General features: G+C 72.0%; 12 protein-coding genes. 2 read left to right on the top strand and 10 right to left on the bottom strand.

Annotated elements, in window-relative coordinates; genetic code table 11:
• Window positions 1-140: 140 nt before the first annotated feature.
• From AB0B86_RS16115 to ftsY, 10 genes are all read right to left on the bottom strand, one after another.
• Window positions 141-1,220 (bottom strand): amidohydrolase family protein, encoded by a 1,080-nt coding sequence (locus tag AB0B86_RS16115; protein WP_357418387.1) that lies wholly within the window; start codon window positions 1,218-1,220, stop codon window positions 141-143.
• A gap of 18 nt (window positions 1,221-1,238) precedes the next feature.
• Complete coding sequence (locus AB0B86_RS16110; RefSeq protein WP_357418385.1) at window positions 1,239-1,817, bottom strand: Uma2 family endonuclease; 579 nt, start codon at window positions 1,815-1,817, stop codon at window positions 1,239-1,241.
• 68 nt (window positions 1,818-1,885) lie between these two features.
• Window positions 1,886-3,460 carry a signal recognition particle protein gene (gene ffh / locus AB0B86_RS16105; protein ID WP_357411742.1) on the bottom strand — a complete coding sequence of 525 codons (1,575 nt, stop codon included), beginning with the start codon at window positions 3,458-3,460 and terminating at the stop codon, window positions 1,886-1,888.
• A 109-nt stretch (window positions 3,461-3,569) separates the two neighbouring features.
• Window positions 3,570-4,226, bottom strand: a complete 657-nt coding sequence (locus AB0B86_RS16100) for a response regulator transcription factor (RefSeq protein ID WP_357411741.1) — start codon at window positions 4,224-4,226, stop codon at window positions 3,570-3,572.
• Complete coding sequence (locus tag AB0B86_RS16095; protein WP_357411740.1) at window positions 4,223-5,386, bottom strand: sensor histidine kinase; 1,164 nt, start codon at window positions 5,384-5,386, stop codon at window positions 4,223-4,225. The genes AB0B86_RS16100 and AB0B86_RS16095 overlap by 4 nt, the downstream gene beginning before the upstream one ends.
• 131 nt (window positions 5,387-5,517) lie before the next feature.
• Window positions 5,518-7,794, bottom strand: a complete 2,277-nt coding sequence (locus AB0B86_RS16090) for a [protein-PII] uridylyltransferase (RefSeq protein ID WP_357418382.1) — start codon at window positions 7,792-7,794, stop codon at window positions 5,518-5,520.
• A gap of 17 nt (window positions 7,795-7,811) precedes the next feature.
• Window positions 7,812-8,150 carry a P-II family nitrogen regulator gene (locus AB0B86_RS16085; protein ID WP_172862163.1) on the bottom strand — a complete coding sequence of 113 codons (339 nt, stop codon included), beginning with the start codon at window positions 8,148-8,150 and terminating at the stop codon, window positions 7,812-7,814.
• Between the two features lie 25 nt (window positions 8,151-8,175).
• The gene (locus AB0B86_RS16080; RefSeq protein WP_357411738.1) at window positions 8,176-9,588 is read right to left on the bottom strand and encodes an ammonium transporter; all 1,413 of its coding nucleotides are present in this window, start codon (window positions 9,586-9,588) and stop codon (window positions 8,176-8,178) included.
• A 275-nt stretch (window positions 9,589-9,863) separates the two neighbouring features.
• Window positions 9,864-10,727 (bottom strand): aminoglycoside phosphotransferase family protein, encoded by an 864-nt coding sequence (locus AB0B86_RS16075; protein WP_357411737.1) that lies wholly within the window; start codon window positions 10,725-10,727, stop codon window positions 9,864-9,866.
• 6 nt (window positions 10,728-10,733) lie between these two features.
• On the bottom strand, window positions 10,734-11,915 hold the full coding sequence (gene ftsY, locus AB0B86_RS16070) for a signal recognition particle-docking protein FtsY (RefSeq protein ID WP_357418379.1): 1,182 nt from the start codon (window positions 11,913-11,915) through the stop codon (window positions 10,734-10,736).
• A 116-nt stretch (window positions 11,916-12,031) separates the two neighbouring features.
• On the opposite strand from ftsY, the gene AB0B86_RS16065 reads away from it, so the two are divergent.
• Window positions 12,032-13,759, top strand: coding sequence for an alkaline phosphatase D family protein (locus tag AB0B86_RS16065; RefSeq protein WP_357411735.1), 1,728 nt, complete (start codon window positions 12,032-12,034; stop codon window positions 13,757-13,759).
• A gap of 10 nt (window positions 13,760-13,769) precedes the next feature.
• On the top strand, window positions 13,770-14,210 hold the full coding sequence (locus AB0B86_RS16060) for a MarR family transcriptional regulator (RefSeq protein ID WP_357411734.1): 441 nt from the start codon (window positions 13,770-13,772) through the stop codon (window positions 14,208-14,210).
• Window positions 14,211-14,337: the final 127 nt, after the last annotated feature.

The raw sequence follows: 14,337 nt of genomic DNA, 5'->3' as shown, positions 1-14,337 counted from the left end.
GCGGCCCAGCGCGGCGCGGCCCAGCGCGGCGCGGCCCAGCGCGGCGCGGCCCAGCGCGGCGCGGCCCAGCGCGGCGCGGCCCAGCGCGGCGCGGCTCCGGGGCGACGTGACGTGACGGGACCAGCGGGGCCGGCGCTGCGTCAGCGCAGTACTCGGCCGCGCAGGATCGTGCGGGACGGGGCACGGACCACGCGCAGGTCGCGGCGGGGGTCTTCCGGGTAGACAGTCAGGTCGGCGAGGCCGCCCTCGACCAGCCCGGGAAAGCCGAGCCATTCCCGGGCGCCCCAGGAGGCGGCGGCGAGCACGTCGATCGGTGCCAGGCCGGCCTGCTCGTGCAGCAGCAGCATCTCCTCGGCGGCCAGCCCGTGGTCGATGCCCCCGCCCGCGTCAGTGCCCACGTAGATCGGCACACCTGCCTCGTGTGCGGCGCGCACCACCTCGGGGAAACCGTCGCGCAGGGCGAGCATGTGTTCCGCGTACCCGGGGAACTTGCCTCGCGCCTGTTCGGCGATGGCTCCGAAGGTCGCGATGTTGATCATCGTGGGGATGAGTGCGGTGCCCTGCCGGGCCATCTCGTCGATCAGGTCGAGGCTGAGCCCGGTGCCGTGCTCCACCGAGTCCACCCCGGCGCGCACCATGATCTCGACAGCGGACTCGGAGAAGGTGTGCACCGCTGCGCGTACCCCGGCGTCGTGGGCGGCCCGCACGGCGGCGGTGAGGGTGTCCGCGTCCCAGGCGGGCGCGAGGTCGCCCACGCCCCTGTCGATCCAGTCGCCGACGAGTTTGATCCAACCGTTGCCGGCCCGCGCCTGCTCCGCCACCGTCGCGGCCACCTCGGTCGCGTCGACCTCCACGCCGATGTCCCGCAGGTAGCGCTTCGGCGGCGCGACGTGCCGGCCGGCGCGGGCCAGTCGCGGCAGGTCCGGTTCGTCGTCGAGTTCGGGGTACGGGTACGGCGAGCCGGCGTCGCGGATCGCCAGCACGCCGGCGTCGCGGTCGAGGTGGGCCAGCGCGCGGGCCTGGTCGAGGGAGGTGATCGGGGCACCACCGCGGGCGATGCCGATGTGGCAGTGCGCGTCGACCAGCCCCGGTAGCACGAACCCGCCGTCGACCACCGTCTCCGCCCCGGGCACCGGGGTGAAGGTCACCCGGTCGCCGACCAGCCACAGGTCCCGGACCTCGTCGTCGGGGAGCAGTACACCGCGCACATGAAGAGCCATGCGCACAGTCCTACCCGATCACTCCTCGTCGGGGGCGAGCAGGTCGTTCTTCCGTGCGGTGAGGGCGGGCAGGTCGACGGAGACCTTCCACGGCTGCTCGGTGACGAACAGGTCCTCGGTGTGGGCGACCTGCTCGTACTCGCGGTTGGCGCCGAGCGCGTACTCGGTCAGCGTGACGCGCTCCTGCGACGGGTCCACCACCCAGTAGGACCGGATCCCGGCGTGTGCGTAGACCTTCGCCTTGTCGTACATGTCGCGGAAGGTGGAGGTCGGCGAGACGACCTCCACCGCGAGCAGGGCGTCCTCGACCGGGACGGGCGACCGGCCGGCGTGCTTGCGGCGGATGACCACCACGTCGGGGCGCGGCTCGTTGCGCCGGTCGACCCGCATGGACAGGTCGATGCTGACCAGGTATTCCGGCGGGCAGTTGACTTCGACGGCCAGCAGCAGTCGAACACAGAGATCTTGGTGCACGGCAGTCGGCGACGGCACGATCAACCTTCCGTTGATCAGTTCGTACGGAAGGTCCTTCGGCAGGCCAGCGAGGTCGTCGACCGTCCACTCGTGCCGTTCGGGCAGGATCGGGGCCGCGGTCATGACATCTCCTTCCAGGGGGCGACATCACCCTAAGCGCCGGATCGGTCGCCCGCCGTCACTGACACGCGTCAGCGCGGGCCCTTGTCGCCGCCCTTGCCGAGCTTGTTGAAGTCGATCTTCGGAAGCTTGAAGCCTGGTGGCAGACCCTGAGCGCCGGAGAGGTCGTTCGGGTCCATTCCCGGCGGGAGCTGCGGCATGCCGGCCGGGAAGCCGCCCGCACCGATGCGCGGACCGGCACCACTCTGCCCCGCGCCCCGCGAACGCTGCGAGCCCTTCGTGTTTTTTCGCTTGTTCTTCGGTGACTTGGTCGCCTTGCGTCGGCCACCGCCGGGCAGGCCCATCATGCCGCCCATCTGCTTCATCATCTTCTGCGCGTCGGCGAAGCGGTTGAGCAGCTGGTTGACGTCCATCACGGTGACCCCGGAGCCGTTCGCGATACGCGCCCGACGAGAGCCGTTGATGATCTTCGGGTTGGTGCGCTCGCCCGGGGTCATCGACCTGATGATCGCGGTGACCCGGTCGAAGTGGCTGTCGTCCAGCTCGGCGAGCTGGTCCTTCATCTGCCCCATGCCCGGCATCATGGCCAGCACGTTGGCGATCGGACCCATCCGCCGCACCGCGATGAGCTGGTCGAGGAAGTCGTCGAGGGTGAACTGCTCGCCGCCCATCAGCTTGGCGGTCATCTTCTCCTTCTGATCCGAGTCGAAGGCCTGCTCGGCCTGCTCGATCAGAGTGAGGACGTCGCCCATGCCGAGGATCCGGCTGGCCATCCGGTCGGGGTGGAAGACGTCGAAGTCCTCCAACTTCTCACCGGTGGAGGCGAACAGGATCGGCTGCCCGGTCACCTCGCGCACGGAGAGCGCGGCACCACCACGGGCGTCGCCGTCGAGCTTGGAGAGCACCACACCGGTGATGCCGACGCCGTCGCGGAACGCCTCGGCGGTGCGCACGGCGTCCTGACCGACCATCGCGTCGATGACGAAGATGACCTCGTCCGGCTGCACGGCGTCACGGATGTCGGCGGCCTGCTGCATCATCTCGGCGTCGATGCCGAGGCGACCGGCGGTGTCGACGATGACGATGTCGCGGGCGGCCCGCTTCGCGTGCTCGATCGACGCGCGGGCCACCTGCACCGGGTCGCCGGTGCCGTTGCCGGGCTCCGGGGCGTACACCTCGACGCCGGCCCGACCACCGAGCACCTGGAGCTGCCCGACGGCGTTGGGGCGCTGGAGGTCGGCGGCGACAAGCAGCGGCTGGTGCCCCTGGCCCTTGAGCCAGCGGGCCAGCTTGCCGGCGAGGGTGGTCTTACCGGAACCCTGGAGGCCGGCCAGCATGATCACCGTCGGCGGCTGCTTGGCGAACTGGAGCCGCCGCCCCTCGCCGCCGAGCACGTTGATCAGCTCTTCGTTGACGATCTTGATGATCTGCTGGGCCGGGTTCAGCGCCTGGGAGACCTCGGAGCTGCGGGCGCGTTCCTTGACGGCCGCGATGAAGCCCTTGACCACCGGCAGCGCGACGTCCGCCTCCAACAGCGCGAGGCGGATCTCGCGCGCCGTGGCATCGATGTCGGCGTCGGTGAGCCGCCCCTTGCCGCGGAGCTTGGTGAAGATCCCGGACAGGCGGTCACTCAAGGTGTCAAACACGCGAACATCCCGTTTGTCAGTGTTCCGGCGGGCACAACCCGGCCGGCACTGCGGAGTCCGGCCACCGCTAGGGTAGCCGCCCGGCCACCGGGCCGCTGGCGGCCCGGCCTCACCCCGGGACCAACCCCGACTGGTACGCGAACACGACGAGTTGGGCCCGGTCCCGGGCTCCCAGCTTGCCCATGGCCCGGCTGACGTGCGTACGCGCGGTCGCCGGGCTGAGCACCAGCCGGGCGGCGATCTCCTCGTTGTTCAGGCCCTCACCGACCAGGCCGACCACCTGGCGCTCCCGGTCGGTGAGCGTGTCCAGCCGAGGGTGTGGGCGCGGCACCCGCGACGGCCGGGTGGCGAACTCCCGCACCACCCGACGGGTCACCGACGGCGACAGCAGCGCCTCCCCCTCGGCGACCAGCCGGATCGCGCGCAGCAGCTCGGTCGGTCGGGTGTCCTTGGTGAGGAATCCGCTCGCGCCGTACCGCAGCGCGTCGAAGACGTACTCGTCAAGCTCGAAGGTGGTCAGCACCACCACCCGCGTACCGGTCAGGTCGGGGTCGGCGACGATCCGCCGGGTCGCCTCGATGCCGTCGATGCCGGGCATCCGGATGTCCATCAGCACCACGTCCGGTCGCTCCCGCCGCGCCAGCTCGACCGCCCGCAGCCCGTCGGCCGCCTCGCCGGCCAGTGCCAGGTCGTCCTCGCTCTCCACAAGCGCGCGCAGACCGAGCCGGACCAGGTCCTGGTCGTCGGCGATCAGCACCCGGATCACCTGACCGGCCCCACGGGCAGCCGGGCGTACACCCGGAAGCCGCCACCGTCGTGCGGCCCGGCGGTCAACCACCCGCCCAGCGCCGCGACCCGCTCCCGCATCCCGGCCAGCCCGTGCCCGCGATCGCCGTCGGCCGGATCGGTGCCGGCGTCCCTGGCGCCCGTACCCCGGTCGGTGACCTCGACCGTCAGCTCATCGGCCCGGTAGTGCACAGTCACCTCCGCGTTCGCCACCCCCGCGTGGCGCAGCACGTTGGTCAACGCCTCCTGCACCACCCGGTACGCGGCCAGATCAAGCGCGGCCGGCAGCTCCCGGGGGGAGCCGACCACGCGTACGTCGACGACGAGCCCGGCCCCGGCGAGCCGGTCGCGTAGTGCCGGCAGGCGGGCCAGGCCGGGTACCGGTTCGCGTTCCGCCCCCTGCCGCACCGCGCCCAGCGTGACCCGGAGCTCGTCGAGCGCCTCACGGCTGGTCCGGCTGATCGCGGTCAACGCGGTCTCCGCCTGCTCCGGTCGTTTCGGCAGCAGGTGCAGGGCGATCTCCGCCTGCATGCTGATCGCGGCCAGACCGTGCCCCACCACGTCGTGCACCTCCTGCGCGATCCGCAACCGTTCCTCGTCGGCCCGCCGCCGGGCCTCCTCGGCGCGACCGCGGGCCTCCTCGGCCCGGCTGCGTGCCGCCACCTCACGGTTGACCCGCAGCACGACCCCCACCGCGAACGGTACGGCCACCCAGGCCGCCGCCGGGAGCACTCCGGTCCAACCCTCGGCCGGCCCCAGGGACCAGAAGACGTGCGTCAGCAACACCACGAACGCGCCGCCGCTGGCCAGCGCCGCCGGACGCACCGGCAGCCGCACCGCCACCGTGTACACCGCGACCAGGAAGGTGAGCAGGATCGGCCCGTACGGATAGCCGCGCACCAGGTACGTCGTGACGGCAACGGTGACCAGGGCGAGGGCGCTGACCGGGACACGCCGACGGGCCAGCAGGGCGAGCGCGGCGACCGCGATCAGCAGCCGGCAGAACCCGTCCACCGGCGTCGACCCCGGCTGGTTGTCCCCGGCCAGGCCGGTGGCGAGTTGCCCCAACCCGAGCAGCGCCAGCGCGAGCACTGTGTCGGCGGCCAGCTCCGGCCATCGCCACCGCCCGCTCCCTCGCATGGCCGTCATTCTGCCCGCGCCGACGCCCCCCGACGTGCGCCTGCGGGCGACACCTCCGCTACGCCCCCGGACGTACCCCCCGCCACACCTCCGCCCCGCTGGCACGGCTCGGGTGGGACTGCCGACGCGGATCAGACGGCGGCCAGGACTGCGGCCTCCAGACGGGCTCGGGCTTCGTCGTCCGGCCAGCCGCCGACCAGGTAGAAGGCGTCCACCACGTCGGCACCGAGCGTGGAGATGCGCGCCGCACGGACCAGGGCGCCCGCCTCGTCGAGCGCGCAGGTGACCCGGTAGAGCAGGCCGGCGGCGTCGGCCGCGCGCAGCTCAAGCAGCACGGCGTCGGTGGCGGCCTCGCGGTGCCAGACGACCCGGGGAGCGGCACCGTTGCCTCGGGCGGCCAGCGCCCGGCCACGTAGTCGCTGGGTTACCGACACGTCGCCGCCGACCGCCCGGCGCAGGTCGGCACGCAGCGGTACCGGATCCGGCGCCAGGCCGTAGCGGGGTTGCACCCGGCACTCGACAAGGGCCCGGCCGTCGACCACCGACGCGTCCGCGGAGATCACTTCCAGCCGGTGCAGGGCCAGGCAGCCGGCGACAGTGGCGAGCAGGCCCCGCCGGTCGGCCGCGGCGACCGACACCCGGTCGCCGGTCAGGTGGACGACCGGCAGTGGCCCGGCCAGCAGTGCCGGGTCCGGTGCCGGCGGCTCGGGCAGTACGCCGGTGTCGAGTGCGGTGCGGACCCGGGCGACCAGCTCGGCGACGAGTCGGCCCTTCCAGTCCGACCAGGCCGCCGGCCCGGTCGCCGCCGCGTCGGCCCGGACCAGGGCGTGCAACAGGTCGAGGGTGCCGGTGTCACCGACCGCCTCGGCCACCGAGGCGATGGTGACCGGGTCGGCCAGGTCTCGGCGGGTGGCCACGTCGGGCAGCAGCAGGTGCAGCCGGACCAGCGTGCCGATCAGCTCGACTTCGCCGGGGGGCAGACCGATCCGGGTCGCCGCCGCCTGGGCCACCGGCACCCCGACGGTGCTGTGATCACCGGTGAGGCCCTTGCCGATGTCGTGCAGGAGAGCACCGAGCAGCAGCAGGTCGGGGCGTTCCACCTCGCGGGAGTGCCGGCTGGCCTCGTACGCGGTCTGTACGAGGTGTCGGTCGAGGGTGTAGCGGTGCACCGGGTTGTGCTGGGGCAGGCTGCGCAGTCGCGTCCACTCGGGCAGCCAGCCGTCGACCAGCCCGTACCTGTCGCAGGTCTCCCAGGCGGGCACCAGACCGGGACCGGCGCCGAGCAGGGTGGTCAGCGCGGCGCGGGCCTCGGCCGGCCACGGCGCGGGCAGCGGCGGGCAGTAGGCCGCCAGCCACTCGCAGGTGGCGCGGGCGATCGGGAGGCGGGTCGTGGCCGCCGCGGCAGCCACCCGCAGCGAGAGGCTCGGGTCGGGGCGGGCCCCGATCGCCGTGCGGGCGAGCACCAGCTCGCCGTCGTGCTCGACCACGTCCCGGGCCACCGGCCGGCGCGGGGAGCGGCCGTTGCCACCTCGGGACCGGCCGGAGCGCAGCCGGTCGGCGGCGCGGAACGCATCGTCCAGGGCGTGGCTGACAGTGCGGGCGTCACCGGCGACCCGGCGCAGGAGAGCGTCGCCGTCGTCCAACGCGAGGAGCGCCGCCACTCCGTCGCGTTCCTGGGCGACCAGCCGATCGACCCGCCGGCCGACCTGCTGGTGCAGGGCGTCCCGGGTATCCAGCAGGCGCAGGTGGGCGGCGCGTACGGCGGGACGCAGCGCGTCGGTGATGCCGGCGGCGGAGATCGCCCGCAGCAGACCCACGTCGCGCAGGCCACCGGCGGCCTCCTTCAGGTCGCCCTCCAGCAGGAAGGCCAGCTCGCCGTGGGCCTGCCAGCGTGCCTCGGTGACCTCCCGCAGGCCGGGCAGGTGCCGGACGGCGGTGCGCCGCCAGTGGTCGGCGGCCGTGCGGATCAGTGCGTCGGCCAGCCCCTGGTCGCCCACGACGAGTCGGGCGTCGAGCAGCCCGAGGGCGACCTTGACGTCGTCCTGGGCCACCGAGAGCGCTTCGGAGACGGTGCGTACCGAGTGGTCGAGTCGCAGACCGGCGTCCCAGATCGGGTACCAGATCGAGGCGGCCAACTCGTCGGTGCCCGGCACCCCGGCGTGCAGCAGCACCAGGTCGAGATCGCTGTACGGGGCGCACTGCCGCCGACCCAGCCCCCCGACGGCAAGCAGTGCCACCCCGTCCCGCGCCGGCAGGAGCCCTCGCAGGAACGCGTCGTAGGCGGCTGCGCGCCCCTGCCGGGCGGGTTCCCCGATTCCCCCGGGGACGCCGATGGCCTCGTTGATCAAGAGATTCGCGTCACCGTCAGCGGTGTCGCCTGACGCGTCCTTCTTGATCAACGAGGCCATGTCGGTAGCGGTCCAGATCAGAGCGCGTCGAGGCCGCGTTCGCCGGTACGCACCCGGACGACCTCTTCGACACCGGTGACCCAGACCTTGCCGTCACCGATCTTGCCCGTGCGGGCCGCCCCGACGATGGCGTCGACCACCTTGTCCACGTCGATCTCGTCGGTGAGCACCTCGACCCGGATCTTGGGCAGGAACTCGACCGTGTACTCGGCACCCCGGTAGACCTCGGTGTGCCCCTTCTGCCGCCCGTACCCCTGAACCTCGCTGACGGTCAGCCCGGCCACCCCGAGGGCGTGCAGGGCCTCCTTCACCGCGTCCAGCTGGTACGGCTTGATGACCGCGGTCACCAGCTTCATGTCCAACCCCTCCATCCCAGGAACGTTAACCGGCGACCTTTTCGCTTACCGGCTCGGCGGGCTCCGCCTCCGGCTTGGCGCCACTCGTCGTGCCGCCACCGGGGGTGCCGATGCCGGCCATCGCGAACGCGCTGCCCGTGCCGCCACCGGCCGGGGACAGGTCGTAGCTGCTCTCGGCGTGCTCGGCGATGTCGATGCCGTCGACCTCCGCCTCACCCTTGACCCGGAAGCCGATCGTCTTCTCGATGACGAAGGCGAGCACCCAGGCGACGCCGAACGACCAGGCGGTGACGATCAAGCCGGCGAGGGCCTGCCGTCCGAGCTGGGTGACGCCGCCGCCGTAGAAGAGGCCGTCGGAGGCGCCCACCACGTCGGTGATCGCGGCGTTCACCGAGTTCGTGGCGAAGAGACCGAGCCAGAGCGAGCCGATCCAACCACCGACGAAGTGCACGCCGACCACGTCGAGGGAGTCGTCGTAGCCGAGCTTGTACTTGAGGCTGACGGCGAGCGCACACACGGCACCGGCGACGATGCCGAGCAGGACGGACGCCCACGGGGCGATGAAACCGCAGGCCGGGGTGATGGCGACCAGACCGGCGACGGCGCCGGACGAGGCACCGACCATCGTCGGCTTGCGGGTCTTCACCCACTCGACGGCGATCCAGCCGAGCACCGCCGCCGCCGTGGCGAGCTGGGTGTTGATGAAGGCGAGGCCGGCGACCGAGTCGACTGTCAACTCCGAGCCGGCGTTGAACCCGAACCAGCCGAACCACAGCAGACCGGCACCGAGCGCGACGAGCGGGATGTTGTGCGGCTTCATGCCCTCCCGCGGCCAACCGAGCCGCTTGCCGAGCACCAGCGCCACGGCCAGGGCCGCCGCACCGGCGTTGATGTGCACAGCGGTGCCACCGGCGAAGTCGAGCGCGTGGATGTCACCGCCGATGATGCCGCCGCCCCACACCCAGTGCGCGACAGGGAAGTAGACGAGCGTGGCCCAACCGAAGGCGAACAGCAGCCAGCCGGCGAACTTGGCCCGGTCGGCGATGGCACCGCTGATCAGCGCGACGGTGATCACCGCGAAGACCATCTGGAACGCCATGAACACGTAGAGCGGGACCCCGATGCCGCTGGGGTTCTCCGCCGTGGCACCCCACAGGTCGGTCTCGGCGAGGAAGGTCTTGGTGCCGAGGTACGCGCCCGGGTCGCCCCAGAAGCCGTTCACGTCGGTCCCGAAGGCGACGCTGAAACCGTAGAACCACCACAGAATAGAGATGAGCCCGATAGCGGAGAAGCTCATCATCATCATGTTGAGTACGCCCTTGGCCCGGTTCAGGCCGCCGTAGAACAGCGCCAGTCCGGGGGTCATGAGCAGCACGAGCGCTGTCGAAACCAGCAGCCACGTGGTATTGGCGCCGTCGATCGTCGGTGCTTCAGGCACGCTGGCCTCCTAAAGGTGAAGTCCTCCTTCGCGGCTTTCCGGGGCAGCGTCGCCCGTAGGCCGGTTGCGCGGAAGCTTCGCGGCCGGCTGTTTCACCCACGGTCCCGTGCGGGTTTCCGGTTCGTGACAGCTTGTTTCGGACGTGTCACGAAGTCCGCACAGTCAGCGGCATGGACAATGGCGGATCGTTCGGACGGCGTACGTCGATGGCTGACCGGTCAGACGCATCGACCGGTCCGCTTGACGGGACCGGCCGAGCATCGACCGGTCCGCGCTCAGCGGAGGGCGTTCTCCAACGCGTGCCGCTCGTAGTCGAGCAGCCGGAGATCCCGCATCGGCCGGCGCAGGTGGCCCTTGTGCACGATCCGGACGAACGCCGGCTCACCCGCGGCGGCCATCCGCCGGATCCCCTCGACGTGGTCCACGATCCGTTTGCGGATGGTCCGGATCAGCCGGTGCCGGTCGCGCGGGATCAACCCGTACGCGTCGGCGAAGAGCCGGAGCCGGCGCGGCCGGTCCGGGTGCTTCCAGCCCAGCGTGATCGAGTCCCGGTCCGCGAAGATCGGCACCCAGGTCCACGCCGCGTACGCCACGTCGTAGATCCGTGCGCCGGGCGAGGCGAGATCGAAGTCGATGAGCCCGAGGGTGCCGTCCGGCCGCCAGATCACGTTGTGCGGCGCGGCGTCGTGGTGGCAGATCACCTCGGTGTCCGGCGGCGGGGGCCCGAACGAGCGCCAGACCGCCTGCGGTGGCGGGGTGAATCCGTACTGCGCGTCGTGGAACATCCGCAGCATCGTGGCGACGGTGACCAGCGCCTCGTCGGTCACCCAGTGCGGGGCGAGCGGATATTCGCCGCACTCCCCCTCCAGGTACGACAACACCTCACGGTTGCGCTCGTCCATGCCGAGCGCTCTCGGGGCACCGGTGAAACCCACGTACTCCAGGTGCCGCAGCAGGGCGTGCACCGACGGCGTCCACGGTCCGGCGTTGCGGCGGACCGTGTCACCGACGCGGACGACGGTGCTCACGTTGCCGCCGTGCAGCGGGATCTCCTGCGAAGTCACGTACGGTCTCCCGAGGCGCTGCGAGGGGTGGCCGGGCTCACGCCAGCCCGCGTACGCGCGGTTGTCACTGGACACCCGAGACTACGCGTCCCGTCCGGTGGCCTCGGTCCCCAGCAACGCGTCGACGAACTGCGCCGGGTCGAACGGGGCCAGATCGTCCTTGCCTTCGCCGAGGCCGACCAGCTTCACGGGGATGCCGAGCTTGCGTTGCACGGCGATCACGATGCCGCCCTTGGCGGTCCCGTCGAGCTTGGTGAGCACCACCCCTGTCACGTTCACCACCTCGGTGAAGACCCGGGCCTGCTCCAGGCCGTTCTGGCCGGTGGTGGCGTCCAGGATGAGCAGCGTCTCGTCGATCGGGCCCTGCTTCTCCACCACGCGCTTGACCTTGCCCAGCTCGTCCATCAGGCCGACCTTGTTCTGCAGCCGGCCGGCGGTGTCGATGAGCACGGTGTCCACGCCGGTGTCGATGCCGCGCTTGACCGCGTCGAAGGCGACGCTGGCCGGGTCGGCGGCCTCGGGCCCACGGACGGTCTCCGCGCCGACGCGCGAGCCCCAGGTCTCCAGTTGGTCGGCGGCGGCGGCCCGGAAGGTGTCCGCGGCGCCGAGCAAAACGCTCCGGCCGTCGGCCACCAGCACCCGGGCGATCTTGCCGCAGGTGGTGGTCTTGCCCGCGCCGTTGACTCCGACGACCAGGACCACGGCCGGCACGCCGTCCTTCGGGGCGGTCCGCAGCGACCGGTCCAGGCTCGGGTCGAGCGCGTTCACCAACTCGGCGGCGAGCAGCGCGCGCAGCTCGGCGGCCGAGCGGGTGCCGAGTACCCGGGTGCGCTCGCGCAGCCGGTCGACGATGTCGCGGGTGGCGTCGACGCCGACGTCGGCGGTGATCAGGCTGTCCTCGATCTCCTCCCAGACGTCCTCGTCGAGGTGGTCGCGGGCGAGCAGGCCGAGTAGGCCCTTGCCGAAGACGCTCTGCGAGCGGGACAGCCGCGAGCGGAGCCGGACCAGTCGCCCGGCGGTCGGCTCGGGCACCTCGACCTGCGGTTCGAGCACCGGCGGTGGCTCGACCAGGACGCCGGTGGACAGATCGGACTCCGGTGCCTCGACCGGCGGGCCGGCGAGATCCTCCTCGGCTCTGGTGTCGACCTCGGTGCGGGGAAGCGGGGGCTCGGGCCGCCGCCGCAGTCGCGGCACGACAAGCCCGACCGTGCCGGCGATCAGCACACCGAGCAGGACCAGAGCGAGGACGAGATATTCGGCCATGCCGGAATCCTGTCAGATGCCGGCGACGGCGTCCCAGCCACCGCACCCCGAGCGGTGCCCGGAGTCTCCACCACCGCCCCCGGCCGGTGCCCGCAACCGGCGGTAGGCTCGGCCGCATGCCCGCCGCACACCTTCTCATCGGCCCCTTGCTGCGGCGAGTCGTCGACACCCGGGCGACCATCTGGGTGGAGACGGCGGCGCCCGCCGTGGTCACCGTCCGCACCGCCAGCGGCGCCACCGGCACCGCGCCCACCTTCTCGGCGTACGAGCACCACTACGCGCTTGTGGTGGTGCAGGGGCTGACCCCGGGCAGCGAGACCACCTACGAGGTGCTTGTCGACGACGAGGTGGTCTGGCCGGTGCCGAGCACCGGCTTCCCGCCGAGCGTGATCCGCACCCGGGCCGCCGACGACCGGGACCAGCCGGTCAACCTGATCTTCGGCTCGTGCCGGGAGACCACCCAGCACGCCACCACCCGGAAGCTGCCGCCGGACGCGCTCGACGCGTACGCCCGGCGGATGATGGCCGACCCGGAGTCGAACCCGCTGCCCGACCTGTTGGTGCTGCTCGGCGACCAGGTCTACGCCGATGTCACCTCACCCACGGTGCGCCGGTTGCTGCGTCGACGGCGGCGGCGGCCGAAGGGCGCCCCTGCCGACCAGGTGGTGAGCTTCGACGAGTACACCAAGCTCTACCTGGAGTCCTGGCGTGATCCGGAGATCCGCTGGCTGCTCTCCACGGTGCCGAGCGTGATGATCTTCGACGACCACGAGATCATCGACGACTGGAACACCTCCGCGGCCTGGCGGGCCGAGGTCCGCGAGCAGCCCTGGTGGCAGGAGCGGATCGGCAGCGGGCTGGCCTCGTACTGGGTCTACCAGCACCTGGGCAACCTGTCCCCCGACGAGATCACCGCCGACCCGGTCTTCGCGAAGGTCGCCGCCGCCGAGGACGCGACGAGTGTGTTGCGCGAGTTCGGGCACCGGGTCGACCAGGAGTCGGACCTGGCGCACGACACCGAGCGCTGGCGGGCCGTGCAGTACCAGTGGAGTTACGCACTGGATCTGGGCCGGACCAGGTTGGTCATGCTCGACAACAGGTGCAGCCGGGTGCTCGAACCGGGCAGCCGGGCCATGCTGCCACCGGGCGAGTGGTCCTGGTTCCTGGACCAGGCGCACGGGGTCTACGACCACCTGGTGGTCGGCGCGTCGCTGCCCTGGTTGCTGCCGCAGGGCATCCATCACATCGAGGCGTGGAACGAGAAGCTCGCCGAGTCGCGCCGACCCTGGGTGGCACGCGGGGCGGAGAAGCTGCGCCGAGCGCTGGACCTGGAGCACTGGGCCGCGTTCCGGCGCTCGTTCGAGGCACTCGCGGAGACCTTCGCCCGGATCGGCACCGGCACCCCGAGGGAGTCCGGCGCGCGGGTCGGCGCCGGTCCGGCGTACGCCCCGCCGGCGTCGATAAGTGTGCTCTCCGGGGATGTGCACCACTCGTACGTGGCCCGGGCCCGGTTCCCCGACCCGGCGGTGGTCACGCCGGTGCACCAGCTCACCTGCTCGCCGATCCACAACCAGGTGCCGGCCGGCATCCGTCCGCTGATGCGGATGGGCTGGTCGGCGGGGCCGGCGGGGGCGACCCGGGCGTTGGCCCGTTCGGCCGGCGTACGGCGGCCGGGGGTGCGCTGGCGCAAGCTCGCCGGTCCCTACTTCGGCAACGCGGTCGCCACCCTTACCCATCGGGGGCGCGGGGCGGACGTGGTCATCGAGGGCACCACGAAGGACGGGCACCTACAGCAGGTGATGCGGCGCCGACTCTCCGGCGGCGACGAACCGACAGCGCCGTAGTCTCTACGCCGTGGATGAGCACCTGCCGGAGCCGATCCGGGCGGTCGAGCACGAGTTGACCGCTCTGCTGCGTCGTGGGCGGGCGGTTTCCTGGGAAATCGCCCGGGAAGTGCATCCGAACCTGGAGCCGAACACCTACGGCCTACTGCTCTGGTTGCGGCGCAGTGGGTCGATCCGGTTGACCGAGTTGGCGGCGCGGCTCGGTGTGGGCAAGGGCACGCTGAGCCGGCAGATCAACGCGCTGGAAGCCCTCGGGCTGATTCACCGCGACCCCGATCCGAGCGACCGGCGGGCCGCGCAGATCCGCCTCACCGAGGAGGGGCAGCGCCGGTTCGACGTCGCCCGCGCCGCCCGGTCGGGTGAGTTCCTGCGCGCGCTGGACGGCTGGCCGAGCCGGGACGTCGAGGAGTTCGCCCGGCTGCTCGGCCGGTTCAACGACTCCTGGCAGTAGCGCCGGTCGGCCGGGAATAGGGCACCGGTCCGTCAAGTTGTTGCTTCAGGCAACCAAGGCATACGGTTGCTTCAGGCAACTCACAGGCGGCCCCGTGCGCGTCAGCCCGCCGCCGTTCCACCTCGAC

It is taken from the genome of Micromonospora sp. NPDC049047, assembly GCF_040649135.1.
In the GTDB taxonomy this organism is placed as follows: domain Bacteria; phylum Actinomycetota; class Actinomycetes; order Mycobacteriales; family Micromonosporaceae; genus Micromonospora.
Note: the sequence above shows the minus strand (reverse complement) of the source record. Positions and strands in the feature narration are given on the sequence as shown.

Excerpts from the sequence above, each read along its gene's own strand:
- ftsY (WP_357418379.1), bottom strand. The coding sequence starts at position 11,915 with ATGGCCGAATATCTCGTCCTCGCTCTGGTCCTGCTCGGTGTGCTGATC.
- AB0B86_RS16110 (WP_357418385.1), bottom strand. The coding sequence starts at position 1,817 with ATGACCGCGGCCCCGATCCTGCCCGAACGGCACGAGTGGACGGTCGAC.
- AB0B86_RS16095 (WP_357411740.1), bottom strand. The coding sequence starts at position 5,386 with ATGCGAGGGAGCGGGCGGTGGCGATGGCCGGAGCTGGCCGCCGACACA.
- AB0B86_RS16090 (WP_357418382.1), bottom strand. The coding sequence starts at position 7,794 with ATGGCCTCGTTGATCAAGAAGGACGCGTCAGGCGACACCGCTGACGGT.
- AB0B86_RS16085 (WP_172862163.1), bottom strand. The coding sequence starts at position 8,150 with ATGAAGCTGGTGACCGCGGTCATCAAGCCGTACCAGCTGGACGCGGTG.
- AB0B86_RS16065 (WP_357411735.1), top strand. The coding sequence starts at position 12,032 with ATGCCCGCCGCACACCTTCTCATCGGCCCCTTGCTGCGGCGAGTCGTC.
- AB0B86_RS16115 (WP_357418387.1), bottom strand. The coding sequence starts at position 1,220 with ATGGCTCTTCATGTGCGCGGTGTACTGCTCCCCGACGACGAGGTCCGG.